Here is a 25,405-nt window from a genome sequence, read left to right on the forward strand (position 1 = left end):
CATGTTGAAGAAGCTTGTTCCTCTCGCCGCAAAGGCCTCGTTCGTGGCCTTGGCCACCGGCGTCGTCGTCCTGGGGGTGTCCGCGCTTACCGCTCCGGCCGCGCAGGCGCAGAACCGCGATCCGGCCTATGCCGCCGCCCGCGCCGCCGGCCAGGTGGGCGAAAAGATGGACGGCTACCTGGGCTATCCGGTCCCGCCGAGCGCAGAGATTCGCCGCATGGCCGAGGATATCAACATCAAGCGCCGCGCGCTTTACGCGCAAAGGGCGCAGGAACAGCACGCCACGGTGGAGGACTATGCCTTCACGTCCGGCTGCCTGCTGATTTCGCAGACGAAGGTAGGGGAAAAGTACCAGGGCCCCAGCGGCAACTGGGAAACCCGCACCAGCGCTGCTCCGCTGCGCGATGCGCGCTGTCCGTAAGGTCCCTTAACGGGTGCAAAAATCGAGCCTCTCCGCAAGACCTTGCGGAGAGGCTTTTTTGTGCCGGTTGACTTGAGGGCCGGGCCTGCTAAGGGGTCGGCGCCCTCGGCGGGCAACCGGTGTGCGTGCCCTGAGTTTCCCTTAAAAAGGAGCAAGGCATGAACGACGAGAAACCTGCCCGAGAGCCCATCGGCGAAGATGCGCGGATCGACGCGCTCGAAGCGCGGCTAGCAGCCGCACGCGAGCGGGAAGAACAGCGCAACAAGCCGATCGCGGGCGCCGAAGCCGATGCGAATTACCGCATGGGCAACCGCGTCCTCGCCGAGTTGATCGGGGGAATCGGCGGCGGTGCGTTCATCGGCTGGGTCATTGACCGATTTGCCGGAACATCGCCCTGGGGTCTGATGGTGGTGATGATCCTCGGGATCGTCGTCTCCTTCAGGAACATCATCAGGATGTCTTCGCCGCGATCCGACTAGGGATGGCGACCGGGGGCATCAGACCGATTTGAAAGAGGCAGGACTCGTGGCAGCCGAACAGGCCAAGGTCGATCCCATGCACCAGTTTTCGATCGAGCCGTTGTTCGGCACCGATCACTGGTCGATCGCGGGCTACTCCATCCCCTTCACCAATTCCGCGCTGTGGATGGCGATCACCTCGGTGGTGCTGTTCGCCTTCGTGGCAGGCGGGATGAAGCGTCAGCTCGTCCCCGGCCGCTGGCAGATGGCCGTCGAAAGCTTCACCGGCTTCATCGACAATCTGCTGGCCGCCAACATCGGCCCGGCCGGCAAGAAGTATGTGCCCTACATCTTCTCGCTGTTCATGTTCATCCTCTTTGCCAACCTCCTGGGCCTGATGCCCCTGATGCTGGTTGGCATTCACCCGTTCACGCCGACCAGCCACTTCACGGTGACCGGCGTCCTGGCGATCCTGTCGTTCTCGATCGTGCTGATCGTCGGTTTCTGGCGCCATGGCCTCCACTTCTTCTCGCTGTTCGTTCCGCACGGCACGCCCTGGTGGCTGCTGTGGCTGATTCCGATCATCGAAGTGGTGTCGTTCCTCGTCCGCCCGTTCAGCCTCGCACTGCGTCTCTTCGTTGCCATGATGGCCGGACACGTTCTGCTGGAAGTGCTGTCGAGCTTCGTGATCGACGCCGCCAACGCCGGCCCGCTTTGGGGCAGCGTGGTTGGTGTGCCCAGCTTCATACTGATGGTGTCGATCTGCGCTCTCGAGCTGCTGGTCGCCGGCATCCAGGCCTATGTTTTCGCGCTGCTGACTTCGCTGTATCTCAACGACGCGGAAAACCTCCACTAAGTTTTCGAACATTCATCCCAAACGGTTTTTTCTAAAGGAGTTTTGAAATGGACGCTGCAAGCGCAAAGATGATCGGTGCTGGTCTTGCCGCCATTGGTGCGGGCCTGGCTTCGCTCGGCGTGGGTAACGTGTTTGCCAAGTTCCTCGAAGGCGCGCTGCGCAATCCGGGTGCTGCTGACAGCCAGCAGGGCCGCCTGTTCATCGGCTTCGCCGCCGCCGAACTTCTGGGCCTGCTCTCGTTCGTCATCGCGATGATCCTGGTTTTCGTCGCCTAAGACCTACGATTGACTGACCGACCGGCTACGCGCCGCCCTGTTTCGGGGCGGACGCGGGCCGGGCAGATGCGGACGCCACGATGCCTCAGATTTCCCAGCTTGCCGCAACCTATGCCAGCCAGATTTTCTGGATGGCCGTGTTCTTCGGCTTCATCTTCTTCGTCATTGGCCGGGGCATGGTGCCCAAGGTGATGGCGAACGTTGAAGCACGCGACAAGCAGATCGCCGACGATCTCGCCGCAGCGGAAGCTGCCCGCAAGGCTGCCGACGAGCAGGAAGAGGCCTGGCGCGTCCAGTCCAATGCGCAGCGGGCCCAGGCCCAGGCGCTGATCGCCAAGGCCAAGGCAGACGCCGCCGCCGCGAGCGAAAAGACCCTGGCCAAGGCCGATGCGAAAATCGACGAGCGGCTGAACGAAGCTACGGCCCGCATCGCCGAAGCCCGCAATGGTGCGCTCAAGGAAATCGAAGCCGTTGCTGCCGAAGCGGCCGGGGACATCGTCGCCCGTCTGACCGGGGCAAAGGTTGATGCCAAGGCGGCTTCGGCTGCTGTGAAGGAAGCGCTCAATGGCTAATTTCAGCCTGCTGGCCGCCGCTGCCGAGCACGGCGCCGAACACGCCGAACCGATGGCTTTCGGTTTCGTCACGCCGGGCATGTGGGTGGCTCTGGCCATGACCACGCTGATCCTGATTCTGGTGTGGCAGAAGGTTCCGGGCGCGATTACGTCGGGCCTGGACTCCTCGATCAACGAAATCCGCAAGCAGCTGGACGAAGCCAAGGCGCTGCGCGCCGAAGCCGAAGCCCTGCGCAAGGAATATGCCGACAAGATCGCTGGCGCCGAAAAGGAAGCCGCCGAAATGCTCGAGCATGCCAAGGGCGAGGCTCAGGCCATCGTCGCCAAGGCGTCCGAAGACACCAAGGCCCTGATCAAGCGCCGCGAGAAGATGGCCGAAGACAAGATCGCCGCTGCCGAACGCGGCGCGATCGACGAACTGCGCGCCAAGGCTGCCACCGCAGCCGCCGGTGCCGCCCAGGCCCTGATCGCCGCCCAGCACGACGCCTCGGCCGACAAGGCCCTGGTCGACGAAGCCATCGCTGGCATCTGATATTTTTACAGTTGGAGAGGGAAAGGGCGGCCCGCTGAGGCCGCCCTTTTTCGTTGGGCGTTATTCGCGGTCCTTCGTGACAGCCATTCAGCTTGCAGCTTCATGGCCTCCTCAGGACGAACGGGAATAACGGATCGCGCAAAGGCGCAAAGGGCGCAAAGGGATTCGCGCAGAGAACGCAGAGAGCGCAGAGAGATGTGCTGCTGCCGCCGCAGGCTCTATCTCATTTCCTTTCCGGAAACTGGAAAGCCGGAGCGCCCAAAAGCACTACACCTCTGCGACCTCTGCGTTCTCTGCGCGAGATTTTTTACCCCTGTGACCCAGCGCAAGGTCTACTGGGCCCCGGCCTGCGCCGGGGTGACGGGGCCGTTGGCGCATACCCTTTAGATGCACCCCTCACGGTTCCAGTACGATCTTCCCCACGATGCCCCGCGCAGCCATGGCTTCGTAGGCTTCGCGCCAGCGGGCGAAGGGGAGGACGCGGTCGATGTGCGGGTTGAGGCGGCCGTCGGCGGCGAGGGTGGCGACCGCTTCGCGGATGGCCTTGCCGCGCTCCGGGAAGCGGCGGGCATATTCGCCGGCGCGGACGCCTACGACGGAGAAGCCCTTGATCAGCGGAATGTTGGTTGAAATGTCGGCGATGCGCCCACCGGCAAAACCGACCACCAGCAGCTTTCCGCCAAAGGCGACGCAGCGGGTGCTTTCGTCGAAGATGTCGCCGCCGACCGGATCATAGACCAGATCGCACAGCGCGCCGCCAGTGAGGTCGGCGACCTGCTCGCGGAACCGGCCTTCCGCCAGGATCACCGCATCGGCATCGCTGGCCGCTTTCAGCCGTTCGACCTTGTCCGGCGTGCCGGTGGTGGCGATAACGTGTGCGCCGAGCCGCTTGGCCAGTTCCACCGCCGCCAGTCCGACCCCGCCGCTGGCCCCGTGGATCATCACCCATTGCCCTGCCTTCAGGCCGCCCAGTTCGACCAGGCCGGTATAGGCCGTGCCATAGGCTGCGCCCAGAGCTGCGGCGGCCGGGAAACCAATGCCGTGCGGCATCCGCGTCACGGCGCGTGCCGGGACAGAGGCATATTCGGCGAAAGCGCCAGTCTTGTTCCCGCCATAGACCTGATCGCCCAGCGCAAAGCCGCTGTCCGCATCGGCCTCAACCACTTCGCCGGCAAATTCCAGCCCGGCAATGAAGGGCAGGTCGGGCTTCAACTGATATTCCCCCTTTGTCATCAGCAGGTCGGGGAAGTTGAGCGAGGCGGCGCGAATCCGCACCAGCACTTCGCCCGGTTTGCGCTTGGGCATGGGAACTTCGGTATAGGCCAGCCCGGAGAGATCCTGGGACAAGGTGCTGACGACAAGAGCTTTCATGAACGTTCCCCCATTCGGCGCGGCACCGCTGCGCGCGTGCTCGTCCCGGCACGGCGCGCGATCGCGGTGGGGCCGGTTATTGCTTAAAAGGTATCCTTGGCCCCGCGCAGGGCGGCAAAGGTGGCCACGGCGTCACCGCCCCCCCAGCGGGCCTGCATGGCGGGATCGTCCGCGCGCAGGAAGGGATTGGTTGCCAGCTCCCGCGCCAGGGCAAAGGGCACGGTCGGCTTGCCCGCCGCGCGCGCCTTGGCGATGGCTTCGACGTACTTGGCCAGCTCGGCATTGTCGGGATCGGCATGGAGGGCAAAGCGCGCGTTGGACTGGGTATATTCGTGTGCGCAGTACAGGATCGTGCTGGGGGGCAGGGCTTTCAGCCGGCACAGGCTCGCCCAGAACTGATCCGGGGTGCCTTCGAACATGCGCCCGCAGCCGAGCGCGAACAGCGAATCGCCCACGAAGGCCAGGTCGGCATCGGGCAGGTGATAGGCGATATGGCCATTCGTATGACCGCCCACGTCGATCACGGCGGCGTCCCATTCGCCCAGCATGACGACGTCGCCGTGCTTGACCGTGCGGTCCACTGCGGCAATGCGCCCCGCGTCGCCTTCCGGGGCAATCACGGTGCAGCCGGTGGCGGCCTTGATCGCCTCGTTCCCTCCGGCATGGTCGGGGTGCCAATGGGTGTTCCAGATCTGGCTGATCTGCCAGCCCTTGTGCCCGGCCTCGCGCAGATAGGCATCGGCATCGGGCGTATCGATGCAGGCGGTTTCGCCGCTCACCGGATCGTGAACGAGATAGCCGTAGTTGTCGGACAGGCAGGGGAACTGGTGAATTTCGAGCATGGTTTTCTCCCGCCGCGATTAAACACCAGATTTGCGGGCAAGGCGAGGGGGCGAACGTGTCTCTTGGTGTTCATTTGGACCAATCCGGCTTCGACAGGCTCAGCCTGAGCGGGGGTTTGGAACCAGCCCGTTCGTCCTGAGGAGGTGCTGAAGCCGCAGGCTGAAGCGCCGTCTCGAAGGACCGGATTTGGTGCTGTGGTTCGAGACGGCCCCTCAACCTGCGGTTTCGGGGCCTCCTCACCACGAATGGTCGGGATTCTGCTTCGTCATTGCGAGGAGCTTCGCGACGAAGCAATCCAGGGCGGCATGGGGTGTGGGTGCCATCCAGCGCTGTGTCTGCGGCCTGCTTGGAATGGTTCACGCAAAGGCGCGGAGAAGAAAAAGAGGCGCGAAGGGGGTGCGCTTGCGGTTCTGTTGCTTGCGGCTCTTTGCTCGCTTCAAACGCACCGGAGGGAGACTCGTGCCTGCGGCGGCGGATTGCTTCGCGCCTTTCCTTCTTTTCGCGCCTTTGCGTGAATCTTTCTGACCAATCCGGCTTCGACAGGCTCAGCCTGAGCGGGGGCGTGTAAGTGCTGGGCTATTGTCAAAAGCAAAAGCCCGCCCGGATCGCTCCGGACGGGCCTTTGGTTTCAGCCTGTCGGCGGAAGGAGATTAGTCCTTCTTGGCCTTCAGAGCGGCGCCGAGGATGTCGCCGAGCGAAGCGCCGGCATCCGACGAACCGTACTGTTCGACTGCTTCCTTCTCTTCGGCCATCTGGCGGGCCTTGACCGAGAAGTTCGGCTTCTTCGAACGGTCGAAGCCGGTGATCATGGCGTCGAGCTTCTGGCCAACCTGGAAGCGGTCCGGACGCTGTTCGTCGCGGTCGCGGCCCAGGTCGCTGCGCTTGATGAAGCCGGTCGCGCCGTCTTCGCCAGCCTGGACTTCCAGACCGCCATCGCGGACTTCGAGAACGGTGACGGTGACGACTTCGCCCTTCTTCAGGCCCGAGGCCGAAGCGGCGACGCCAGCGGCCGGAGCACCCTTTTCAAGCTGCTTCATGCCAAGCGAGATGCGCTCCTTTTCGACATCGACGTCAAGGACGATGGCCGAAACCTGCTCACCCTTGCGGTGCAGAGCCAGGGCGTCTTCACCCGAGATGCCCCAGGCGATGTCGGACATGTGGACCATGCCGTCCACGTCGCCATCCAGGCCGATGAACAGACCGAATTCGGTCGCGTTCTTGACTTCGCCTTCGACGGTCGAGCCAACCGGGTGCTTTTCTGCAAAAGCTTCCCAGGGGTTCTGCTGGGCCTGCTTGAGGCCGAGCGAAACGCGGCGCTTGTCGCTGTCGACTTCCAGAACGATGACGTCGACTTCCTGGCTGGTCGAAACGATCTTGCCGGGGTGGACGTTCTTCTTGGTCCAGGACATTTCCGAAACGTGGACCAGGCCTTCGATGCCCGGCTCCAGCTCCACGAAGGCGCCGTATTCGGTGATGTTGGTGACAGTGCCGTGCAGCTTGGCGCCAACCGGGTACTTGGCGGCAACGCCTTCCCACGGATCGCTTTCCAGCTGCTTCATGCCCAGGCTGATGCGCTGGGTGTCTTGGTTGATGCGGATGATCTGGACCTTCACGGTGTCACCGATGTTGATGACTTCGTTCGGGTGGTTCACGCGCTTGTAGCTCATGTCGGTGACGTGGAGCAGGCCGTCGATGCCGCCCAGGTCAACGAATGCACCGTAATCGGTGATGTTCTTGACCACGCCTTCGATGATCTGGCCTTCAGCCAGGTTCGAGATCAGGCCCGAACGCTGTTCAGCGCGGGTTTCTTCCAGAACGGCGCGGCGCGAGACGACGATGTTGCCACGGCGGCGATCCATCTTGAGGATCTGGAACGGCTGCGGCACGTCCATCAGCGGCTGCACGTCGCGCACGGGGCGGATATCGACCTGGCTGCCGGGCAGGAAGGCCACGGCGCCGTCGAGGTCGACAGTGAAGCCGCCCTTGACGCGGCCGAAGATCACGCCTTCGACGCGCTTGCCTTCGCCGAATTCGCTTTCCAGCTTGTCCCAGGCGGCTTCACGGCGCGCACGGTCGCGCGACAGCATGGCTTCGCCTTCGGAATTTTCGACGCGGTCGACATAGACTTCGACTTCATCGCCGACCTTCAGCCCGTGGGGCTGGCCGGCCATGGCGAATTCGCGCAGGGCCACGCGGCCTTCGCTCTTCAGGCCGACGTCGATAACGGCCTTGTCGCCTTCGATTGCAGTGATGGTGCCCTTGACCACGCGGCCTTCAAAGCCACCGTCGGCAGCGCCGCCGAGCGATTCGTCAAGGAGAGCCGCGAAATCGTCGCGGGTGGGGTTGGCGGTAGACGCCATAAGGTTGGTTTCCTATACCGATGTTTCCGGCCAGGCGGTTGTTTCCGCCGGTCTTCCTCCGCCTTCGGGACCATCCCGGGGCGGGCCAAAAGGGCCGAACTGCGATGGGGGCCGGATGCCTTCCACCGCGCCGGACAGGGCCAAAGGCCTTGCCAGACGCGCCGCCCTTATGCGCGAGCGCGCGCAAATGCAAGGAAAATGGCGCGTTTGGACGTGCCGGTGCGACGGACGGAGGCTTGCTGCGAATCCGGTTCCCAGTAGAAGTGGCCATGGACGCCGGGAAGGCGTAGGACTGTTTCTCCCTTTGCGGAGTTTTGACAGATGAGCAGCGCCCAGATCCGCCACCCCGGCCTTACCGCAACCGCCCGCGCCGCGCTGTGGAGCCTGTTCGCCGCCGTCCTGATCGTGCCCGCCGTGGCCATGCAGTTCACGGCCGAGGTCAACTGGGGGCCGGGCGACTTCGTGGTGGCCGCCGGTCTGCTCGGCCTGACCGGCCTGGGCCTGGAACTGGCCGCCCGCGCCCAAATGGGCCGCCCTGCCAGGCTGGCGGCGAGCGGACTGGTGGTGCTGGCGCTGCTGGTGGTCTGGGCGGAACTGGCCGTGGGGCTGTTTGACTAACCACCCAATCCGTCCCGCGCCCCGCTCAGGCTGAGCTTGTCGAAGCCGGGTTGTTGGATCGATTCACGCAAGGGCGCGAAAAGAAGGGAAGGCGCGAAGGATGGCCGCCGCAGGCGCTTGCCTGATCCGGTGCGATTTCAGCGGTCAATGAGCAGCCAGCAGCAGAGCCGCAAGCACAACACCTTCGCGCCTCTTTTCTTCTCCGCGCCTTTGCGTGAACCATTCCAAGCAGGCCGCAGGCGCAACGCCGGAAGGCGGGCGCGTCCTTTGCCGCCCTGGATTGCTTCGTCGCTATGCTCCTCGCAATGACGAGGGACTAGATTTCCGGTTTGTAATCCGCCTTGCGCAGGGTCAGGACATAGGCGGTCAGATCCTCGACCTGGCCCGGCTCGACCGTGAAATTCATGGCAGCGGGATAATTGTGCGAATCGCGCAGGAAATTGCGCAGGGTTTCGCGGGTCAGGCCGGGCATGTTGGCGACCGCCTGGAAGTCCGGCGATTCGACATTGGGCGATGCGGCGTTGGCGGTGATGGCGTGGCAACCAGCGCAATTGGCCTTCGCAAAGCTATAGCCGCGCGCCTCCTGCTCGGTCAGTTCGATCGGGGCCAGCCGGGGCACCGCCGGGGCGCAGGCGGCGAGGGCGAGGAGGAGCAGGCTGGCAGAGGGGAGCTTGGTCATGACGCCGGACCTAACCCGCCAAAGCAGCGGGTTCAACCGCAACAGATCAGCGCCGGAACAGGCGCGGGCAGAACCGCACCGCCAGCAGCAAGACCGTCGGCAGCAGCATGGTCAGGGCCAGGTCCTTGGCGCCTTCGCCCAATTGCTCGCCCAGATTGGGCCAGCGCTCGATCCTGAGGTCGTTCCATTCGTTGGCCAGTTCAGCCAGCAAGACCACGGCCCAGGGCCAGAACCGCGCGATGGAGGTGCGGAACAGTGCGGCGAGGACGAGTTGCACCGCCACGCCCACGATCACATGCAGCGCATCGTGGCTGACCCCGGTGAAGCGCTCCAGGAACGCCTTGGCCTCGATCCAGTCGCGCGCGGCGACGGGGGCGAGCAGGGTCAGGAGTGGGGGCACTTGGCCTCGGCAATGGCAATTGCGGCGGCGATGGCGGCTTCGCGGTTCAGGTCCGAGGTGTCGAGCAGCACCGCGTCCGGCGCGGCAGTCAGCGGGGCTTCGGCCCGTTCGCGGTCGCGCTTGTCGCGGGCTTCCAGGTCGGCGGAAATCTCGGCCAGCGAAACGGCGCGGCCCGCGGCCTGCATTTCGCGGAAACGGCGTTCGGCGCGGGCCGGGACCGAGGCGACGACGAACAGCTTCACCTCTGCCTCTGGCGCGATGACCGTGCCGATGTCGCGCCCGTCGAGCACCGCGCCGCCACTTTGCAGGGCAAAGCCGCGCTGGCGTTCATAGAGCGCCTGGCGCACGCCGGGGTGGACCGAGACGCGGCTGGCCAGCCCGCCGCTTTCCTCGCTGCGCAGTTCCGGATCGTCCAGCAGGCTATCGGGGAAGGCGCAGGCCTTCAGCGCGTCGGAAGAGTCGTCCGGGTTGCCGCCGTCCAGCGCGCATTGCCGCCCGACTGCGCGATAGAGCAGTCCGGTATCAAGATGCGGCAAGCCGAAATGCGCGGCCAGCGCCTTGGCTATCGTTCCTTTTCCCGAAGCGGTGGGTCCGTCGACCGCGATGATCATGCCTGTTGCCTCCGCTGCCGCCATGCCTTGGCCAGGCCCCACAAGGCAATGGCCGCCCAGAAGAATTCCAGCACCAGCGAGGCCAGGTTCAGGTTCACCAGCAGCGATACGGTCAGCAGAGCCGCGCCCAGCAGGTTGACGCCGTGCTGCACGAAGGGATTCGGCGCAGCCCGCGCGGTGGAATAGGCATAGGCGAAGATGATGCAGGCCGTGCCGGCAAAGCCGATCAGGTTGGCCAGGGTCTCATTCATCCGCGCAGGCCGTCCAGCAGGCTTTCGAACTGCGGGAAGCTGGTGGCGATAGGGCGGGTGTCATCCACTTCCACCCCGTCGCGGCTGACCAGGCCGGCCACGGCCATGCTCATGGCAATGCGGTGGTCGAGGTGGGTGACGACCGGCCCGCCGCCACGCAGCGCTTCGCCGCCGGTGCCGGTGATGGTCAGACCGTCCTCGGTTTCGACAACCGTGGCCCCGGCCAGAGCGAGCGCTTCGGCCATGGCGGTCAGCCGGTCCGATTCCTTGACGCGCAATTCGTCCAGACCGGTGGTGACCGTGGTCCCTTCGGCAAGGGCAGCAGCGACGAAGAGCACCGGAAACTCGTCAATCATGCTGGGGGCGATTTCAGGATCGACGGTGATTCCCTTGAGCGCGGAATGGCGCACCAGCAGGTCGGCCACCGGCTCGCCGCCGACCTCGCGCGCGTTCAGTTCGGTGATGTCGCCGCCCATCTGGCGCAGCACTTCGACCAGACCGGCGCGGGTGGGATTCAGTCCGACGTTCTGGATCACCAGCTCGCTGCCCGGCACGATCAGCGCGGCGACAATGAAGAAAGCGGCGGAGGACGGGTCGCCCGGCACTTCGATGGTCTGCGGCTTCAGCTCCGCTTCGCCGCGAATGCGGATCGTGCGGACCCCGGCGGAATCGGTCTCTACTTCCAGTTCCGCGCCGAATCCGCGCAGCATCCGTTCGGAATGGTCGCGGGTCGGCACCGGCTCGATCACGGTGGTGATTCCCGGGGTGTTCAGGCCCGCAAGCAGCACGGCGCTTTTTACCTGGGCGCTGGCGACCGGCAGGCGGTATGCGATCGGCACGGCGGGATTCGCACCGCGCAGGGTAAGTGGCAGGCGGCCGCCCTCGCTCGCCTCGAACGCCGCGCCCATCTGGCTGAGCGGTTCGATCACGCGGCCCATCGGCCGCTTGGACAGGCTGGCATCGCCGATGAAGGTCGCGGAAATCGCGTGGCTGGCGATCAGGCCCATGAGCAGGCGGGTCGAAGTGCCGGAGTTGCCCATGTCGAGCGGGGCCTGCGGCTGAAGCAGCGCGCCAACGCCGACGCCGCTGACCGACCATTCGCCTTCGCCGGTGCGTTCGACCGTGGCCCCCATGGCCCGCATGGCGGCAGCGGTGGCCAGAACGTCCTCGCCCTCCAGCAGGCCGGTGACGCGGGTTTCGCCCACGGCCAGCGCGCCCAGCATGATCGAGCGGTGGCTGATCGACTTGTCGCCCGGAACGCGGATCGTGCCTTTCAGTGGACCGCTGGGCAGGAAACGGCGCGGGCGAGGGGCGGAATTGGCTGGAGCGGTCAAAGGTCTATCCCATTCGTCATCCCGGCGCAGGCCGGGACCCAGTCCCCGCAAAAAAGCATCGCTGCGCGATACCTTGTGTCTTGCTGGGTTCCGGCCTGCGCCGGAATGACGGGATCATCCTGCGACGGATGCAAGTCAGTAAAATGCGCGCGGCTTTTGACAGCGCGGTCCCGCTATGGCAAGGCGCGCCCGCGCTGGGACTGGCGCAACTGCCTCCCAATACGTATTAAGCTTTTTTCCGCGAGGCCCCGGTGGGCCAGCGCAAGTGAGGAATTCTATGGCCAAGGCTGAATGGGGCGCCAAGCACGGCTGCCCGAAGTGCGGCACCCGCTTTTACGATCTGGGCAAGGACGATCCGGTCACTTGCATCGAATGCGGCTATGCCTGGCATCCCGAGCCGGTGCTGAAGTCGAAGCAGCCGATTCCCTATGAAGAAATTCAGAAGGAAAAGGTGGAAGTCGTTGAAGATACCGACCTGGCCGATGCCGATCTGGACATCGACGATGACGGCGATTCGCCCGACAATGACGTCGATCTGGGCGGCGATGACGACCTGGGCGTTGGCATCGACGATAATGGTGACAACGACGACAATTAACCTCTTGCCAAGCGCGAAGGTCGCCACTAGAGGGGCGGCCTCTCGCGAATGATCGCAAGGGCGACGGGCCTCCCAGGGTCTGTCGGAAAGAATGGCACGGGGCCTTAGCTCAGCTGGGAGAGCGCTACAATGGCATTGTAGAGGTCAGCGGTTCGATCCCGCTAGGCTCCACCATTCTTCAGGTTTTTGAGTACTTGAGCGGTAAGCTGGTCGGCGAGGTTTCGCCCACCGGCTTTTTTCGCGTTTTGGAGCGGTTTGCGCATGTTTGACGCCCTTTCAGACCGGCTTGGTACTGTCTTTGACAGGCTGCGCGGTCGTGGTGCGCTCAGCGAACAGGATGTTCGCGATGCCATGCGCGAAGTGCGAATCGCCTTGCTTGAGGCTGACGTCGCCCTACCGGTGGTCCGGCGCTTCATTGACGAAGTAACTGAAAAGGCCGTGGGCCAGAACGTCCTGCGCTCGGTCACGCCGGGCCAGCAGGTCGTCAAGATCGTCAACGACGCGCTGGTCGACATGCTCGGCGGCGAGGACGTGCCGGGGCTGGACCTGAACGCCGCTCCGCCCGTGGTCATCATGATGGTCGGCCTGCAAGGCTCGGGCAAGACCACGACGACCGCCAAGCTGGGCAAGCTGCTCAAGGAAAAGTACGGCAAGAAGGCACTGATGGCGTCGCTCGACGTCAACCGCCCGGCCGCACAGGAACAGCTGAAAGTGCTGGGCGAGCAGGTCGAAGTGGCGACCCTGCCGATCGTGCCGGGCCAGCAGCCGACCGAAATTGCCACCCGCGCCCTGCAATCAGCCAAGCTGCAGGCGATTGACGTCCTGCTGCTCGACACGGCGGGCCGTCTCCACGTCGATCAGGCGCTGATGGACGAAATGCAGGCCGTGGCGCGGATCGCCACGCCCAAGGAAGTCCTGCTGGTCGTCGATTCGCTGGCCGGTCAGGACGCGGTCAACGTCGCCAAGTCCTTTACCGAGCAGATCGACCTGACCGGTGTCGTGCTGACCCGGATGGACGGCGATGCACGCGGCGGTGCGGCGCTGTCGATGCGCCATGTCACCGGCAAGCCGATCAAGTTCGCCGGTGTCGGCGAAAAGCTCGATGCGCTGGAAGTGTTCCAGCCGAGCCGCGTCGCGGGCCGCATCCTGGGCATGGGCGATGTCGTCTCCATCGTGGAGAAGGCCGCCGCCGCGATCGAGCACGAAGAAGCCGAGCGCATGGCCGAGCGCATGGCCAAGGGTCAGTTCGACATGAACGACCTGCGCAGCCAGCTTCGCCAGATGCAGAAGATGGGCGGGCTCGGCGCTCTGGCCGGAATGCTCCCCGGCATGAAGAAGGCCAAGCAGGCGATGGACGCCAGCGGCATGGATGACCGGGTTCTGCTGCGCATGGATGCGATCATCGGTTCGATGACGCCCAAGGAACGCGGCCGTCCCGACCTGCTCAACGCCAAGCGCAAGATCCGCATTGCCAAGGGTTCGGGCGTACAGGTCCAGGACGTGAACAAGCTTCTCAAGATGCACCAGGAAATGGAGCGCGCGATGAAGCAGATCAAGAAGATGGGCGGTCTGGGCGGTCTGGCCAAGCTGTTCGGCAAGGGCGGCCTGGGAGCGGCCATGCCGGGGCTGGGCGGTGGCGCTGGCGGCCTGCCCGGTCTGGGCGGCGGAGTGATCCCGCCCGCGCTCGACGATCTTATGAAAAAGAAGTGATTTCGCAGTTAAAGTGATTTGTTAGAAAGGTAATTCAAATGTCCGTTTCTCTTCGTCTTTCGCGTGGCGGCTCCAAGAAGCGCCCCTATTACAAGATCGTCGTTGCCAACAGCCGCGCTCCGCGTGACGGCAAGTACCTGGAGCAGGTTGGCACCTACAACCCGCTGCTGGCCAAGGACGACGAAAACCGCGTGCGCCTGGTTGAAGACCGCGTGCGTTACTGGATCGGCGTTGGCGCCCAGCCGACCGACCGCGTTGCCCGCATGCTCGACAAGGCCGGCATCAAGGAGCGCGCCGCTACCCTGAACCCGAAGAAGGGTGAGCCGGGCCAGAAGGCCAAGGACCGCGCTGAGGAAAAGGCTGAAAAGGCCCGCGAAGCTGAAGAAGCAGCTGCCGCTGCCGCCGCCGCTCCGGCCGTGGAAGAAGCTCCGGCCGCTGAAGAAGCTGCTGCTGAAGCTCCGGCTGCCGAAGCCACCGAAGAACAGGCTGAAGGCTAAGCCTTGCTGGCCGATCGCCCCGTTACGCTGGCCGCCATCGTCGGTGCGCATGGCGTGGGGGGCGAGGTCCGCTTGAAGCTGTTTGGTGAAGGCGTGGATTCGCTCCGGCGATTCCGCGCCTTCAACGCTTCCGCGCTGACGCTCAAAAAGCTGCGTGACGATGGCAAGGGCGGGGCGATTGCTTCCTTCGCCGAAGTGCCGGATCGCACCGCAGCGGAAAAGCTGCGCGGCACTGCGCTCACTGTCCCGCGCTCGGCTCTGCCCCCGCTGGAAGAGGGCGAATACTATCACGCCGACCTGATCGGCCTTCCCGCCGTCTCGACCGATGGCGAAGCCTTGGGCACCTGCATCGCGGTGGACAATTTTGGCGCTGGCGACGTGCTGGAAATCCAGCGCCCCTCCGTCGATGGCAAGCCGGGCAAGAAGTTCATGGTCCCGATGCGCGCTGAAGCCGTGCCCGAATGGGATCACGCGCGTTTGGTCATAACTGCGGCATTTGCGGCCGAAGATTGATTTTCCGGCGGACGCTGTTCCTTGCAACCCGGCTTCGACAGGCTCAGCCTGAGCGGGGTTTTCAAGGGGAGCCTCTCACTCCGCTCGGGCTGAGCTAAAACTTCCGCTCAGGCTGAGCCTGTCGAAGCCGGATCGGGCTACCCCGCCTTCACGAACCGCTCCAGCTCCCGCCCGAAAGCCTTCAAGTCGAAATTCTGCGGATCGTCGTGGGCCTGGGGAATGGTCGAATCGACCGTGTTGTGCTGCGCCGGGATCAGCCAGCGCCCGGCCCGCGCGCTGACGTAGACGTAGAGCGCGGCGAGCATCCGGTACTGCTCGCGGGTGAAGCCCGGCTTCGGCCCGTGGGTTTCGGCGCGGGTGGTCGCTCCCGGCAGGAAGCGGCGCGGCTGGACCGTTTCGATATGGACGAAGCGCCCGCGCGCGCGCGGGCCGACCACGCGGCTTTCCAGCTTGGTCGCGCGCCAGCCTTCCTGGAACTCGTGCCCGGCCCAGATCTGCCCGACGCGGTTGAGGAAGATGTGCGCCACCGGAGCATCGGCGAAAGTGCCGTCGATGTAGGGCATGAAATCGTTGACCTTCCAGTCCTGGTTGAGCCGCTTGGGAAAAGGCTGGTGCTCATAGAACGGGGTCGAGGTGTCGTGGATCACGTAATAGAGCAGCGGATGGCCCTCCGCCGTGCTCGACACTGGCGCATCGGCATATTGCGCGGCATAGTCGCGATAGGGCTGGGGGAACGCGGCCAGGGCGGCTGCCTTCATCGCGGGCGTGGGCGCTCCATCGCTTTGCATCAGCTGCTCCAGAACGGGCGGCAGCGGCTGCGCCTTGCGCACCGCCTTCACCTCGATCTTGCGCATCAGACACATCGCCTGCTCCAGCGGCGTGCCCGCAAAGGTGAGGGTTTCGCTGTCGAACTGGCACTCGCCAATCGTCTCCGCACTGGCGGGGCTGGCGATGAGCAGGGGCAGGGCAAGCAGGCGCTTCATTGACGGTCGCTCCTGAAATGTATATACGCCGTGTATATACGGAGGTTCCCGATGGGCAAGGAATACATCGCCAAAAGCTTCATGTCGGGCAACTCGGTTGCCATTCGCTTGCCTGCTGCCCTGGGGATCGAACCGGACCGGGAATGGACGGTAAGTGAAGTGGATGGAGAATTGCACATCCGGGCCAAGGTGCCTGCGCCCAAGCGGATTGACCTGAGCGGAATCTATGGATCCTGCCCTGGTCTGAAGCCGCTTGATCCTGCGGATCGTACGATCGACCCGACGGAACTGGATTGGGAAGGAAAGCGGCTGGGCAATGCCTGAGCCGCGCTATCTGCTGGATACGAACGTCTGCATCTACCTGCTTCAGGGAATGTCCCAGGTAGCTCGCGACCGGGTGGAAGCGCTTGAACCCGGCGAGGTCGTGACTTCGGCCATCTGCTATGCGGAAGTGATGCGCGGGGTCGATCCGACCCGGACCGAAGCCCTGGCCAGGACCGAACAGTTCTTCACCGTCATTCCGGTCCTGGATTTCGGCCTGGAAGCCGCGCGGCGCTATGCTCGGCTTGCCTTTCGCCGCCATAGCTTCGACCGGTTGATTGCCGCCCATGCCCTCGCGCATGATCTGGTGCTAGTCAGCAACAATGAAAAAGATTTCGCCGACGTACCCGGCCTCAGGGTCGAGAACTGGACCGCATAAGCAATGACTTTCGCCGCAACCGTCCTCACCCTCTACCCTGAAATGTTCCCCGGGCCGCTGGGCGTCTCACTCGCTGGGCGCGCGCGGGAGGAGGGGAAGTGGACGCTCGATACGGTCCAGATCCGCGACTTCGCGATCGACAAGCACCGCACCGTCGATGACACGCCCGCAGGCGGCGGCGCGGGCATGGTGCTGCGAGTGGACGTGCTGGCAGGCGCGATCGACCATGCGCGCAGCCTGCATCCGGATGTTCCCGTCATCGCCATGACCCCGCGCGGCAAGCCGCTTCGCCAGGCGCGGGTGCGCGAACTGGCGGCGGGGCCGGGGGTCATCGTTCTGTGCGGGCGATTCGAGGGATTTGACGAACGAATCTTCGCCGCGCGCGAGGTGGAGGAAGTGTCGATTGGCGACATTGTCCTGTCGGGCGGCGAACCGGCGGCTATCATGCTGTTAGACGCTTGCATTCGGCTGCTTCCCGGCGTAATGGGCGCGGCTTCGAGTGGTTCCGAGGAGTCCTTTGAACAGGGACTGCTTGAATATCCTCACTACACCCGACCACAGGAGTGGGAGGGGCGCACGATCCCTGAAGTGCTGCGATCGGGGGATCATGCGAAGATCGCGGCCTGGCGCAAGCAACAGGCCGAGATCGATACACGGTCACGCAGGCCGGACCTTTGGGAGCTTCATGAGGAAGCTCGGGTCAGTCTGCCTCTGGCGCGCGGCGAAAAGAGAAGGACTGAGGACCAGTGAACCTGATCCAGCAGATCGAGGCCGAGGAAATTGCCAAGGCCGCCAAGGATATTCCCGAATTCCGCCCCGGTGACACCGTGCGCGTCGGCGTGAAGGTCATCGAAGGTGAGCGCAGCCGCGTTCAGGCCTACGAAGGCGTTTGCATTGCCCGCGCCAACAAGGGCATCGGTTCGAACTTCACCGTTCGCAAGATGAGCTTCGGCGAAGGCGTTGAGCGCGTATTCCCGCTCTACTCGCCCAACATCGACAGCATCACCGTCGTCCGCAAGGGCGTCGTGCGTCGCGCCAAGCTGTACTACCTGCGTGGCCGCACCGGCAAGCGCGCCCGCATTGCCGAGCGCCGCGACGTTCGCGACGAAGGCTAAGCGGCAAAGAGGCACTAGCCTCTTGCAGCAAAACCGGATTACGAAGGCGTCCTGGCCCAGCCAGGGCGCCTTCTTCCGTTTCAGGACCGACACATTGATATGCGTTTCATTGCCTGCCTGCTTGCCGCAAGCTGCCTTGCGGCCGTTCCCGTCCATGCCGAAGGTGCCGGCGTGAATCCGCCTGCCGTCCAGACCGAAGCCAAGGTGCTCGATTTCGAGCGGGTCTTTGCCAGCCCCAGCCTGAACGGCGCCGTGCCGCGCGGGGTGAAGCTGTCGCCCGATGGCCGCTGGCTGACCGTGCTGCGGGGCCGAACGGAGGACCGGGAACGCTATGACCTGTGGGGCTTTGACCGCACCACGGGGCAGTGGACCATGCTGGTCGACAGCCTGAAGCTCGGTTCGGGCAAGGAACTGTCCGAAGCGGAAAAGATGCAGCGTGAGCGGCAGCGGATCGGCGACCTGAAAGGCATCGTCACTTACGACTGGACTGCCGACAGCAAGGCGATCCTGGTGCCGCTGGATGGCGACCTTTTCCTGGCCTCGCTGGATGGTTCGGTCCGCCAGTTGACCCAAAGCCATGAGGATGAGCTGAACCCCGCGCTCAGCCCCAGGGGCACTTACCTTTCTTTCGTGCGCGACCGCCGGTTGTGGGCAGGCAAGGTGGGGCAGGAGCCGCTGCCGGTCACCCCGGAAGAGCAGGCGGAGACCGTCCACTGGGGCGAGGCGGAATTCGTCGCGCAAGAGGAAATGGCCCGCTTCACCGGATACTGGTGGGCACCTGATGACAGCCGCATCGCCGTGCAGCGGTTTGACGATGCGCCGGTGGGGATCGTGACCCGCACTGCCATTGGCGCGGAAAGCACCAAAACGTTCCAGCAGCGCTATCCAGTGGCCGGTTCGGCCAATTCGCTGGTCTCGCTGTTCGTCCTGTCGCCCGATGGCAAGAGCCGGGTCGAAGTCGATCTGGGTCCGAACCGCGACATCTATCTCGCCCGCGTCAACTGGGCGCCGGACGGCAAGACGCTCTACGTCCAGCGGCAGGACCGCGAACAGACCCGGCTGGATATGCTCGCCGTCGATCCGGACACCGGCAAGGCGCGCGTGCTGTTCACTGAAAAGGCCGCGCCGAATAGCTGGATCAACCTGTCGAGCGACTATCGCTTCCTCAAGGACGGCAGCCTGATCTGGTGGTCGGAACGCGATGGCTATGGCCATCTCTGGCATTTCAAGCAGGGCAAGTGGCGCCAGCTGACCAGGGGCGAATGGGTCGTCACGGGCCTGGCCGGTGTCGATGAGAAGGCGGGCCGGGTATATTTCACCGCCACGCGGGACGATGTGCTGGCCACCAATGTCTATGCGCTGAACCTGGCCAATCCGGGCAAGATCGAGCGGCTGGGCGAGGCAGGCTTTGCCCACACCGCCGCCATGGACAAGGCGGGGCAGACGCTGCTGATCACCCGTTCGGCGCAGAACCAGCCGCCGCAGGTCTATATCGCCGACGGCAAGGGCAAGCGGCTGGCCTGGGTCGAGGAAAACCGGGTGGATGCCAGTCATCCCTATGGCCCCTACCTGTCCAGCCACCGCGCGCCGACCTTCGGCACGATCAAGGCGGCGGACGGGACCGAACTGCACTGGCGCATGACCACGCCGGTGATGGAGCCGGGCAAGCGCTATCCGGTGTTCTTCCAGCACTATGGCGGCCCGACCTCGCAAACCGTCACGCGCGGCTGGGGGGGGGCGCTGGAACAGGCGGTTGTCGGCAAGGGCTATATCTTCTTCCAGATCGACAACCGCGGCAGCGAGAACCGGGGCGTGAAGTTCGGCTCGACGCTCTACCGCGCGATGGGTTCGGTGGAAGTGGAGGACCAGAAGGCAGGGGCGCAGTTCCTGAAGAGCCTGCCCTATGTCGATGGCGCCAAGATCGCGACCTATGGCTGGTCCTATGGCGGCTATATGACGATCAAGATGCTCCAGGCCGATCCGGGGCTTTACGCCGCAGGGATTTCCGGCGCGCCGGTGACCAAGTGGGAGCTTTACGACACCCATTATACCGAGCGTTACCTGGGCGATCCGAACAAGGAACCGCAGGTCTATGCCAAGGCGAACGCGCTGGACGATGCGGGCAAGATCAAGGATCCGCTGCTGCTGATCCACGGCATGGCGGACGACAACGTGGTGTTCGAAAACAGCTCGATGCTGATCTCGCGCCTGCAGGCCCAGGCCGTGCCGTTCGAAATGATGCTCTATCCCGGCTACACCCACCGCGTCGGCGGGCCGAAGGTGGGCGTGCACCTGTGGGAGACGATCTTTGCCTTCCTGCAGCGGCACGCAGTGACGCCGCCGGAGTGACGAGCGAGTTTCAAACCCCGCTCAGGCTGAGCCTGTCGAAGCCGGATTGCGCCGCTCCCTTCTTTTCGTCACCCTGAACTTGTTTCAGGGTCCATTGCGCCTAAAGGACAGGTGTGGGCTTCCGGCCTGATGGATGCTGAAACAAGTTCAGCATGACGGTTTTGAATTTGGAGTGATGCGATGGGTTACCGGGTAGTCGTCGTTGGCGCGACGGGAAATGTCGGCCGCGAAATGCTGAACGTGCTGGCCGAGCGCGAGTTTCCGATCGAGGAACTGGCCGCCGTGGCCAGCTCGCGCTCCACTGGCGACGAGATCGAGTTCGGTGAAACCGGCAAGATGCTCAAAGTCCGCAATGTCGAGCATTTCGACTTTGCCGGCTGGGACATCGCGCTGTTCTCCGCCGGGTCCGACGTGTCCAAGGTCTATGCGCCCAAGGCGGCTGCGGCGGGCTGCGTGGTGATCGACAACTCCTCGCTCTACCGCATGGACCCGGACGTGCCGCTGATCGTGCCGGAAGTGAACCCCGATGCGATTGACGGCTACAAGGCCAAGAACATCATCGCCAATCCCAACTGCTCGACCGCGCAGATGGTCGTCGCGCTGAAACCGCTCCACGATGCCGCGACGATCAAGCGCGTGGTCGTCGCAACCTATCAGTCGGTCTCCGGCGCGGGCAAGCAGGGCATGGACGAACTGTTCGAGCAGAGCCGCAATATCTTCGTCGGTGACAGCAGCGAGCCGGTGAAGTTCACCAAGCAGATCGCGTTCAACGTCATCCCGCACATCGACAGCTTCCTGGACGACGGTTCGACCAAGGAAGAATGGAAAATGGTGGTCGAAACCAAGAAGATCATCGATCCCAAGATCAAGGTGACCGCCACCTGCGTACGCGTTCCGGTGTTCGTCGGCCATTCCGAAGCGATCAACCTGGAATTCGAAAACGAAATCAGCGCCGAACAGGCCCAGGAAATCCTGCGCGAGGCTCCCGGCGTGATGCTGGTCGATAAGCGCGAGGACGGCGGCTACGTCACCCCGGTCGAATGCGTCGGTGACGGGGCGACCTTCGTCAGCCGCGTGCGCGAAGACCCGACGGTCGAGAACGGCCTGTCGCTGTGGTGCGTGTCCGACAACCTGCGCAAGGGCGCGGCGCTCAACGCGGTGCAGATCGCGGAACTGCTGGGGCGGCGGCACCTGAAGAAGGGGTGAGCGGGATGGATGTCACCACCGAGTTCTACCCCGGCCATGGCGGTGCGCAGCTCGCCTTGCACCGCATGGGGCAGGGCAGGCCGCTGATCCTGCTGCACGGGCTGTTTTCCAATGCGGAGATGAACTGGATCAAGTGGGGCCACGCTGCCCTGCTGGCCCAGGCCGGGTTCGAATGCCTGATGCCGGACCTGCGCGCCCATGGGCAGAGCGCGGCGCCGCATGAGGCGGAGGCCTATCCGGCAGACGTGCTGGCGCTCGATCTCGTGGCGCTGATCCAGCACCTCGGCCTGGCCGACTTTGACCTGTGCGGATTCTCGCTCGGCTCGCGCACTTCGGTGCGGGCCGTGGTGGGCTGCGGGGTGAAGCCGGCGCGGCTGGTGCTGGGCGGCATGGGGTTGCAAGGGCTGGCCGGCTGGACCGGGCGGCAGGCGTTCTTCACCGATGCGATCGACCGGTTTGAAACGGTCAAGCACGGCGATCCGGCCTATTTCGCGGTGCAGTTCATGAAGAGCATGAAGGTGGACCGCGTGGCCGTGCGGCACTTGCTGGGCACCTTTGCCGATACCGCGCCGGATGCGTTGAGCGCGATCACCATGCCGACCGCCGTGGTCTGCGGCGACGAGGACCGCGACAATGGCGATCCGGTCGCCCTGACCGAGGCGCTGCCCGATGCGGTGCACGTGGTCATTCCCGGCACGCACATGAGCTGCGTGACCAAGCCGGACCTGGGCCGCGCGATCCGGGATTTCCTGGCCCGCTAAATCCTCCCCGTGAGCTTGCTCATGGGGAGGGGGGCCGCCGCGTAGCGGTGGTGGAGGGGCCCCTCCGTCAGCCCTGCGGGCTGCCACCTCCCCATCGCCTGCGGCGACAGGGAGGGATTTGGTTTACCGGAACGGCGGCTCGTGGAAGGCGCGCAGTTTGCGCGAATGCAGCCTTGCCCCTTCGGCGCGGAGCAGATCGCAAGCCGTGGTTCCGATTTTCAGGTGGGCGCCGATGGCTTCCTCGTAAAAGCGGTTGGCCTGTCCGGGCAGCTTGATCTCGCCATGCAGGGGCTTGTCCGAGACGCAGAGCAGCGTCCCATAGGGAACGCGGAAGCGATAACCCTGCGCCGCGATGGTCGCGCTTTCCATGTCGATCCCGATGGCGCGGCTGAGCGAGAGGCGGCGCGCGGATTGGGTGTAGCGCAGTTCCCAGTTGCGGTCGTCAGTCGTGGCGACCGTCCCGGTGCGCATCCGCTTCTTCAGATTTGCGCCGCTATCGCCGCTGACCTGTTCCGCCGCCTGGGCGAGCGCGATCTGCACTTCGGCAATGGCCGGGATCGGGATTTCCGGGGGCAGCACGCAGTCGAGCACGTGATCGTCGCGCAGATAGGCGTGGGCCAGCACATAGTCGCCGATCCGCTGCGTATCGCGCAGTCCGCCGCAGTGGCCGATCATCAGCCAGGCTTCGGGGCGCAGCACGGCGAGGTGGTCGCAGATCGTCTTGGCATTGGACGGACCGACGCCGATGTTGACCAGAGTGATGCCGGTCTTGTCCTCGCGCACCAGGTGGTAGGCGGGCATCTGGTGGCGGCGCCATGCCGTGTCGGACAGCCGCTCGCGCGCATTGGCCGCAGGCGTATCGAGATGCAGGCCGCCCGCGCCGGTCAGGGCGACATAGCCATCCTTGCCCAGCTGCTCACCCGCCCAGTCGACGAATTCATCGACATAGCGGTGGTAATTGGTGAACAGGATGAAGCGCTGAAAGTCCTCGATCCGGGTGCCGGTATAGTGGGCCAGGCGGGCAAGGCTGAAATCGGTGCGCAGGCCATCGAACAGCGACAGCGGCATGGTATCGCCGTGGCCCGAAACCTCGATCCCGTCGGACAGTTCATCGCCGATCAGGGCCAGTTCCGTAGTCGGGAAATGACGCGCCAGTTCCTGCGGGCTGATCCCGGCAAGGCCGGAGCTGGCGTCGATCACATAGGGGAAGGGGATGGCCTGTTCCGACCGGACCACTTCGACTTCGACTTCGAAATCGTCGGCCAGCAGGTCAAGCTGCTCGCTCAGGTAATCGCTGAACAGCAGCGGCCGCGTGACCGTGGTGGCATAGGTGCCGGGATGCGAGAGGCGGCCGAACGAGCGGCGATAGTCCGGGCGGTTTTCGACGCCGTTGTAGTGGACCCGCAGTTCCGGATAGCACCAGCTCTTTTCGATCCGGCGGGAGGCGGGGGGAAGGGTGCCGTTCGCTGCGAAATTCGCGATGTCGCTTTGCAGGGTTGAAACGGCGGCTTCGTAAACGCGGACCAATTCCGCGATGATCTTTTCTGTCTTTTCCATCGCGGGCCTTTAGCCGCAAATGCATGACATTTCAATTGCAGGGAGGCAGTCAGTCCTTGTTACGGGTGTCGAACCGCGCTTCGCCAATTTCTCCACCATGATCGCGGACGAACCGGGCGAGGCGGAACGAAGCCCAAATGAGGGCTGCACCAGCAAGGCCCAGAAGGACAAAATCGAATAGCGAATCGGCGCCCTTGCCCATATGGACAAGCAACATCACACCGGTGACAGCGAGGACACCGGCGCCGCCACGAGTAGCACGCTGGTGATTGTCTGGCTTTGGTTCCATGGCAAAAATATTGCCATAAAACAGGTGCTTTGCCAATCCGGCGGGCGGATACGAAAAAGGGGGCGCCGAAGCACCCCCTGATCCGTATCGCTTGAGCGAAAGGCTTAGCCTTCGGCTTCGTCCGAAGCCGGAGCCTGCGCTTCGACTTCTTCGCCGTTGCCAGCTTCGAATTCGCCAGCCGCGGCAGCAGCCTCGGCAGCGTCGTCTTCGAACATGGCAGCGATGACGTCGACGCCGGCAGCCTGCTGTTCAGCTTCGTCCGGCGAGCGGGCGACGTTGACCTTGACCGTCACGGCGACTTCAGGGTGCAGGGCAACCTTCACGTCGAACACGCCGATGGTCTTGATCGGGCGTTCCAGCACGATCATCGACTTCGACAGGTTCGCGCCATCGGCGTTCAGGGCGTCAACGATGTCGCGCACCGAAACCGAACCGTACAGCTGGCCAGCGTTGGACGAAGCGCGGATCAGCACGACCGACTTGCCTTCGACATCCTTGGCGTGGACTTCGGCTTCACCGCGGCGGGCCGCGTTGTCAGCTTCGATCTTGGAGCGGTTGGCTTCAAAGACCTTGCGGTTGGCTTCGTTGGCGCGCAGCGCCTTCTTGTTGGGCAGCAGGTAGTTGCGGGCGTAGCCGTCCTTGACGGTTACGACGTCGCCGATCGTGCCCAGCTTCTCGATACGTTCGAGGAGGATGATATCCATCGGTATTCTCCCCTTACTTCACGAGGTAGGGCAGCAGGCCCACGTGCCGGGCGCGCTTGATCGCCTGGCTGAGCTCGCGCTGCTTCTTGGCGGAAACGGCGGTGATGCGCGAAGGCACGATCTTGCCGCGTTCGGACATGTAGCCCTGCAGCAGACGCGTGTCCTTGTAATCGATCTTCGGCGCGTTCTTGCCCGAGAACGGGCAGGACTTGCGGCGGCGGAAAAATGCGCGGGCCATTGCTTAGAACTCCTCGCGTTCGCGGCGCTTGGCGCGCTCACGGTCTTGCTTGCGCATCTGCACCGACGGGCCAGCTTCATGCTCGTCAACGCGGACGGTGAGCCAGCGGATCACGTCTTCGTTGATGGCGGTCTGGCGCTCCAACTCGGCCACGACGCCAGCGGGGGCATCGATGTTGAGCATCACGAAGTGCGCCTTGCGGTTGCGCTTGATCTTGTAAGCGAGATTCTTGAGGCCCCAGGTCTCGGTCTTGGTGACCTTGCCCTGTCCTGCTTCAACGATCTCGGTGGCGGCGGCAGCGAGCGCATCGACTTGCGCTTGGCTGAGGTCCTGGCGTGCCAGGAACACGTGCTCATAAAGAGCCACGGCAGCTTCCTTCCATCATTCTAACCGATCGCTGGCTGATCCGCGGGATTGCGGGGCCCCTCCGGCTTTCTTCAAGTTTCCGCCGGTCTGCCCGGAAGAAGGGGCGGGCCTTAGCCAGTTTGCGGCGGAATGCAAGGGAAAAAGGGGTGCGGTCAGCGCAACCTTGGTCTAAGTGTTTGCGCAAGGTCAATGAAGCCCATGCTGCAACTGCTAACAGATGCCGCAACGCAACAAGGAG

Annotated in this window: 31 protein-coding genes, 1 tRNA gene and 1 pseudogene; 19 read left to right on the plus strand and 14 right to left on the minus strand. The window is 64.2% G+C overall.

Translation table 11 applies throughout. The features are described from left to right. The first annotated feature begins 1 nt into the window (after position 1). The 6 genes from ACQKOE_RS00505 to ACQKOE_RS00530 all read left to right on the plus strand — a co-directional run bounded on the left by ACQKOE_RS00505 (position 2) and on the right by ACQKOE_RS00530 (position 3,114). Positions 2-421 carry a YdbL family protein gene (locus ACQKOE_RS00505; protein ID WP_427511097.1) on the plus strand — a complete coding sequence of 140 codons (420 nt, stop codon included), beginning with the start codon at positions 2-4 and terminating at the stop codon, positions 419-421. Between the two features lie 158 nt (positions 422-579). Then, a complete protein-coding gene (locus ACQKOE_RS00510; protein WP_374590136.1) occupies positions 580-900 on the plus strand; it encodes an AtpZ/AtpI family protein in 321 nt (106 codons plus the stop codon). A gap of 46 nt (positions 901-946) precedes the next feature. Then, entirely contained in the window at positions 947-1,735 is a 789-nt protein-coding gene (locus ACQKOE_RS00515; protein WP_374590134.1) for a F0F1 ATP synthase subunit A, read from the plus strand. A gap of 47 nt (positions 1,736-1,782) precedes the next feature. Further along, positions 1,783-2,010, plus strand: a complete 228-nt coding sequence (locus ACQKOE_RS00520; RefSeq protein ID WP_189542331.1) for a F0F1 ATP synthase subunit C — start codon at positions 1,783-1,785, stop codon at positions 2,008-2,010. Between the two features lie 80 nt (positions 2,011-2,090). After that, positions 2,091-2,582 (plus strand): ATPase, encoded by a 492-nt coding sequence (locus ACQKOE_RS00525; RefSeq protein ID WP_427511098.1) that lies wholly within the window; start codon positions 2,091-2,093, stop codon positions 2,580-2,582. After that, complete coding sequence (locus ACQKOE_RS00530) at positions 2,575-3,114, plus strand: hypothetical protein (RefSeq protein WP_374590130.1); 540 nt, start codon at positions 2,575-2,577, stop codon at positions 3,112-3,114. Before ACQKOE_RS00525 ends, ACQKOE_RS00530 begins: the two co-directional genes overlap by 8 nt. Before the next feature lie 396 nt (positions 3,115-3,510). Here the strand turns inward: ACQKOE_RS00530 and ACQKOE_RS00535 are convergent, their stop codons facing one another. From ACQKOE_RS00535 to rpsA, 3 genes are all read right to left on the minus strand, one after another. Further along, positions 3,511-4,485 (minus strand): NADPH:quinone oxidoreductase family protein, encoded by a 975-nt coding sequence (locus ACQKOE_RS00535; protein WP_427511099.1) that lies wholly within the window; start codon positions 4,483-4,485, stop codon positions 3,511-3,513. 83 nt (positions 4,486-4,568) lie between these two features. Further along, positions 4,569-5,327: a hydroxyacylglutathione hydrolase gene (gene gloB / locus ACQKOE_RS00540; protein WP_427511100.1), complete on the minus strand. Its 759-nt coding sequence runs from the start codon at positions 5,325-5,327 to the stop codon at positions 4,569-4,571. Between the two features lie 651 nt (positions 5,328-5,978). Next, positions 5,979-7,688, minus strand: coding sequence for a 30S ribosomal protein S1 (rpsA, locus tag ACQKOE_RS00545; RefSeq protein ID WP_374590122.1), 1,710 nt, complete (start codon positions 7,686-7,688; stop codon positions 5,979-5,981). Positions 7,689-8,009: 321 nt separating this feature from the next. On the opposite strand from rpsA, the gene ACQKOE_RS00550 reads away from it, so the two are divergent. After that, positions 8,010-8,306 carry a hypothetical protein gene (locus ACQKOE_RS00550; RefSeq protein ID WP_427511101.1) on the plus strand — a complete coding sequence of 99 codons (297 nt, stop codon included), beginning with the start codon at positions 8,010-8,012 and terminating at the stop codon, positions 8,304-8,306. Between the two features lie 316 nt (positions 8,307-8,622). Here the strand turns inward: ACQKOE_RS00550 and ACQKOE_RS00555 are convergent, their stop codons facing one another. Genes ACQKOE_RS00555 through aroA form a run of 5 tightly spaced genes read right to left on the minus strand, consistent with a single transcriptional unit; the run spans position 8,623 to position 11,581 of the window. Further along, positions 8,623-8,985, minus strand: coding sequence for a c-type cytochrome (locus ACQKOE_RS00555; RefSeq protein WP_427511102.1), 363 nt, complete (start codon positions 8,983-8,985; stop codon positions 8,623-8,625). A 46-nt stretch (positions 8,986-9,031) separates the two neighbouring features. Further along, entirely contained in the window at positions 9,032-9,385 is a 354-nt protein-coding gene (locus tag ACQKOE_RS00560) for a hypothetical protein (protein WP_427511103.1), read from the minus strand. Then, positions 9,370-9,996, minus strand: a complete 627-nt coding sequence (locus tag ACQKOE_RS00565; RefSeq protein WP_427511104.1) for a (d)CMP kinase — start codon at positions 9,994-9,996, stop codon at positions 9,370-9,372. The genes ACQKOE_RS00560 and ACQKOE_RS00565 overlap by 16 nt, the downstream gene beginning before the upstream one ends. Then, positions 9,993-10,247, minus strand: coding sequence for a CBU_0592 family membrane protein (locus tag ACQKOE_RS00570; RefSeq protein ID WP_427511105.1), 255 nt, complete (start codon positions 10,245-10,247; stop codon positions 9,993-9,995). The genes ACQKOE_RS00565 and ACQKOE_RS00570 overlap by 4 nt, the downstream gene beginning before the upstream one ends. Beyond that, complete coding sequence (gene aroA, locus ACQKOE_RS00575; protein WP_427511106.1) at positions 10,244-11,581, minus strand: 3-phosphoshikimate 1-carboxyvinyltransferase; 1,338 nt, start codon at positions 11,579-11,581, stop codon at positions 10,244-10,246. The genes ACQKOE_RS00570 and aroA overlap by 4 nt, the downstream gene beginning before the upstream one ends. A 277-nt stretch (positions 11,582-11,858) precedes the next feature. Here aroA and ACQKOE_RS00580 point away from each other — a divergent pair, with 277 nt between their 5' ends. The 5 genes from ACQKOE_RS00580 to rimM all read left to right on the plus strand — a co-directional run bounded on the left by ACQKOE_RS00580 (position 11,859) and on the right by rimM (position 14,899). Further along, positions 11,859-12,179: an FYDLN acid domain-containing protein gene (locus ACQKOE_RS00580; RefSeq protein WP_374590110.1), complete on the plus strand. Its 321-nt coding sequence runs from the start codon at positions 11,859-11,861 to the stop codon at positions 12,177-12,179. Between the two features lie 98 nt (positions 12,180-12,277). Next, positions 12,278-12,353 (plus strand) — tRNA-Ala (locus ACQKOE_RS00585). Between the two features lie 87 nt (positions 12,354-12,440). After that, positions 12,441-13,889: a signal recognition particle protein gene (ffh, locus tag ACQKOE_RS00590; RefSeq protein WP_427511107.1), complete on the plus strand. Its 1,449-nt coding sequence runs from the start codon at positions 12,441-12,443 to the stop codon at positions 13,887-13,889. 38 nt (positions 13,890-13,927) lie between these two features. Beyond that, a complete protein-coding gene (gene rpsP, locus ACQKOE_RS00595; protein WP_374590106.1) occupies positions 13,928-14,386 on the plus strand; it encodes a 30S ribosomal protein S16 in 459 nt (152 codons plus the stop codon). A gap of 6 nt (positions 14,387-14,392) precedes the next feature. Then, positions 14,393-14,899 carry a ribosome maturation factor RimM gene (gene rimM, locus ACQKOE_RS00600; protein ID WP_427511934.1) on the plus strand — a complete coding sequence of 169 codons (507 nt, stop codon included), beginning with the start codon at positions 14,393-14,395 and terminating at the stop codon, positions 14,897-14,899. Between the two features lie 137 nt (positions 14,900-15,036). Here the strand turns inward: rimM and ACQKOE_RS00605 are convergent, their stop codons facing one another. Beyond that, positions 15,037-15,882 carry a hypothetical protein gene (locus tag ACQKOE_RS00605; protein ID WP_427511108.1) on the minus strand — a complete coding sequence of 282 codons (846 nt, stop codon included), beginning with the start codon at positions 15,880-15,882 and terminating at the stop codon, positions 15,037-15,039. Positions 15,883-15,933: 51 nt separating this feature from the next. Here ACQKOE_RS00605 and ACQKOE_RS00610 point away from each other — a divergent pair, with 51 nt between their 5' ends. The 7 genes and pseudogenes from ACQKOE_RS00610 to ACQKOE_RS00640 all read left to right on the plus strand — a co-directional run bounded on the left by ACQKOE_RS00610 (position 15,934) and on the right by ACQKOE_RS00640 (position 22,013). Continuing rightward, on the plus strand, positions 15,934-16,206 hold the full coding sequence (locus ACQKOE_RS00610) for a hypothetical protein (protein ID WP_374590100.1): 273 nt from the start codon (positions 15,934-15,936) through the stop codon (positions 16,204-16,206). After that, a complete protein-coding gene (locus ACQKOE_RS00615) occupies positions 16,199-16,582 on the plus strand; it encodes a type II toxin-antitoxin system VapC family toxin (RefSeq protein WP_374590098.1) in 384 nt (127 codons plus the stop codon). Before ACQKOE_RS00610 ends, ACQKOE_RS00615 begins: the two co-directional genes overlap by 8 nt. A 3-nt stretch (positions 16,583-16,585) precedes the next feature. After that, positions 16,586-17,322 (plus strand): annotated as a pseudogene (gene trmD, locus ACQKOE_RS00620) (tRNA (guanosine(37)-N1)-methyltransferase TrmD). Positions 17,323-17,328: 6 nt separating this feature from the next. Then, a complete protein-coding gene (gene rplS, locus ACQKOE_RS00625; RefSeq protein WP_427511109.1) occupies positions 17,329-17,697 on the plus strand; it encodes a 50S ribosomal protein L19 in 369 nt (122 codons plus the stop codon). 99 nt (positions 17,698-17,796) lie between these two features. Beyond that, a complete protein-coding gene (locus ACQKOE_RS00630; protein WP_427511110.1) occupies positions 17,797-20,046 on the plus strand; it encodes a DPP IV N-terminal domain-containing protein in 2,250 nt (749 codons plus the stop codon). A gap of 180 nt (positions 20,047-20,226) precedes the next feature. Beyond that, positions 20,227-21,252 (plus strand): aspartate-semialdehyde dehydrogenase, encoded by a 1,026-nt coding sequence (locus ACQKOE_RS00635; RefSeq protein ID WP_427511111.1) that lies wholly within the window; start codon positions 20,227-20,229, stop codon positions 21,250-21,252. Positions 21,253-21,257: 5 nt separating this feature from the next. Continuing rightward, positions 21,258-22,013: an alpha/beta fold hydrolase gene (locus tag ACQKOE_RS00640; RefSeq protein WP_427511112.1), complete on the plus strand. Its 756-nt coding sequence runs from the start codon at positions 21,258-21,260 to the stop codon at positions 22,011-22,013. A gap of 123 nt (positions 22,014-22,136) precedes the next feature. On the opposite strand, the gene ACQKOE_RS00645 is transcribed toward ACQKOE_RS00640, so the two are convergent. The 5 genes from ACQKOE_RS00645 to rpsF all read right to left on the minus strand — a co-directional run bounded on the left by ACQKOE_RS00645 (position 22,137) and on the right by rpsF (position 25,167). Next, positions 22,137-23,570: an AMP nucleosidase gene (locus ACQKOE_RS00645; protein ID WP_374590088.1), complete on the minus strand. Its 1,434-nt coding sequence runs from the start codon at positions 23,568-23,570 to the stop codon at positions 22,137-22,139. Positions 23,571-23,619: 49 nt separating this feature from the next. After that, positions 23,620-23,895: a hypothetical protein gene (locus ACQKOE_RS00650; protein WP_427511113.1), complete on the minus strand. Its 276-nt coding sequence runs from the start codon at positions 23,893-23,895 to the stop codon at positions 23,620-23,622. A 68-nt stretch (positions 23,896-23,963) separates the two neighbouring features. Then, the gene (rplI, locus tag ACQKOE_RS00655; RefSeq protein WP_374590084.1) at positions 23,964-24,563 is read right to left on the minus strand and encodes a 50S ribosomal protein L9; all 600 of its coding nucleotides are present in this window, start codon (positions 24,561-24,563) and stop codon (positions 23,964-23,966) included. A 13-nt stretch (positions 24,564-24,576) separates the two neighbouring features. After that, positions 24,577-24,801 (minus strand): 30S ribosomal protein S18, encoded by a 225-nt coding sequence (rpsR, locus tag ACQKOE_RS00660; protein WP_374590082.1) that lies wholly within the window; start codon positions 24,799-24,801, stop codon positions 24,577-24,579. Between the two features lie 3 nt (positions 24,802-24,804). Further along, a complete protein-coding gene (gene rpsF, locus ACQKOE_RS00665) occupies positions 24,805-25,167 on the minus strand; it encodes a 30S ribosomal protein S6 (RefSeq protein WP_374590080.1) in 363 nt (120 codons plus the stop codon). Positions 25,168-25,405: the final 238 nt, after the last annotated feature.

The organism is Novosphingobium sp. NPDC080210 (assembly GCF_050281025.1).
In the GTDB taxonomy this organism is placed as follows: domain Bacteria; phylum Pseudomonadota; class Alphaproteobacteria; order Sphingomonadales; family Sphingomonadaceae; genus Novosphingobium.

Bases quoted from the DNA above. Each gene is read 5' to 3' on its own strand.
- ACQKOE_RS00550 (WP_427511101.1), top strand. From the start codon at position 8,010: ATGAGCAGCGCCCAGATCCGCCACCCCGGCCTTACCGCAACCGCCCGC.
- rpsR (WP_374590082.1), bottom strand. From the start codon at position 24,801: ATGGCCCGCGCATTTTTCCGCCGCCGCAAGTCCTGCCCGTTCTCGGGC.
- ACQKOE_RS00640 (WP_427511112.1), top strand. From the start codon at position 21,258: ATGGATGTCACCACCGAGTTCTACCCCGGCCATGGCGGTGCGCAGCTC.
- ACQKOE_RS00520 (WP_189542331.1), top strand. From the start codon at position 1,783: ATGGACGCTGCAAGCGCAAAGATGATCGGTGCTGGTCTTGCCGCCATT.
- ACQKOE_RS00605 (WP_427511108.1), bottom strand. From the start codon at position 15,882: ATGAAGCGCCTGCTTGCCCTGCCCCTGCTCATCGCCAGCCCCGCCAGT.
- ACQKOE_RS00565 (WP_427511104.1), bottom strand. From the start codon at position 9,996: ATGATCATCGCGGTCGACGGACCCACCGCTTCGGGAAAAGGAACGATA.
- ACQKOE_RS00525 (WP_427511098.1), top strand. From the start codon at position 2,091: ATGCCTCAGATTTCCCAGCTTGCCGCAACCTATGCCAGCCAGATTTTC.
- ACQKOE_RS00635 (WP_427511111.1), top strand. From the start codon at position 20,227: ATGGGTTACCGGGTAGTCGTCGTTGGCGCGACGGGAAATGTCGGCCGC.
- ACQKOE_RS00570 (WP_427511105.1), bottom strand. From the start codon at position 10,247: ATGAATGAGACCCTGGCCAACCTGATCGGCTTTGCCGGCACGGCCTGC.
- gloB (WP_427511100.1), bottom strand. From the start codon at position 5,327: ATGCTCGAAATTCACCAGTTCCCCTGCCTGTCCGACAACTACGGCTAT.
- ACQKOE_RS00615 (WP_374590098.1), top strand. From the start codon at position 16,199: ATGCCTGAGCCGCGCTATCTGCTGGATACGAACGTCTGCATCTACCTG.
- ACQKOE_RS00530 (WP_374590130.1), top strand. From the start codon at position 2,575: ATGGCTAATTTCAGCCTGCTGGCCGCCGCTGCCGAGCACGGCGCCGAA.
- rpsA (WP_374590122.1), bottom strand. From the start codon at position 7,688: ATGGCGTCTACCGCCAACCCCACCCGCGACGATTTCGCGGCTCTCCTT.
- ACQKOE_RS00535 (WP_427511099.1), bottom strand. From the start codon at position 4,485: ATGAAAGCTCTTGTCGTCAGCACCTTGTCCCAGGATCTCTCCGGGCTG.
- ACQKOE_RS00610 (WP_374590100.1), top strand. From the start codon at position 15,934: ATGGGCAAGGAATACATCGCCAAAAGCTTCATGTCGGGCAACTCGGTT.
- rpsP (WP_374590106.1), top strand. From the start codon at position 13,928: ATGTCCGTTTCTCTTCGTCTTTCGCGTGGCGGCTCCAAGAAGCGCCCC.
- ACQKOE_RS00555 (WP_427511102.1), bottom strand. From the start codon at position 8,985: ATGACCAAGCTCCCCTCTGCCAGCCTGCTCCTCCTCGCCCTCGCCGCC.
- ffh (WP_427511107.1), top strand. From the start codon at position 12,441: ATGTTTGACGCCCTTTCAGACCGGCTTGGTACTGTCTTTGACAGGCTG.
- ACQKOE_RS00510 (WP_374590136.1), top strand. From the start codon at position 580: ATGAACGACGAGAAACCTGCCCGAGAGCCCATCGGCGAAGATGCGCGG.
- ACQKOE_RS00645 (WP_374590088.1), bottom strand. From the start codon at position 23,570: ATGGAAAAGACAGAAAAGATCATCGCGGAATTGGTCCGCGTTTACGAA.
- ACQKOE_RS00580 (WP_374590110.1), top strand. From the start codon at position 11,859: ATGGCCAAGGCTGAATGGGGCGCCAAGCACGGCTGCCCGAAGTGCGGC.
- ACQKOE_RS00630 (WP_427511110.1), top strand. From the start codon at position 17,797: ATGCGTTTCATTGCCTGCCTGCTTGCCGCAAGCTGCCTTGCGGCCGTT.
- ACQKOE_RS00505 (WP_427511097.1), top strand. From the start codon at position 2: ATGTTGAAGAAGCTTGTTCCTCTCGCCGCAAAGGCCTCGTTCGTGGCC.
- rplI (WP_374590084.1), bottom strand. From the start codon at position 24,563: ATGGATATCATCCTCCTCGAACGTATCGAGAAGCTGGGCACGATCGGC.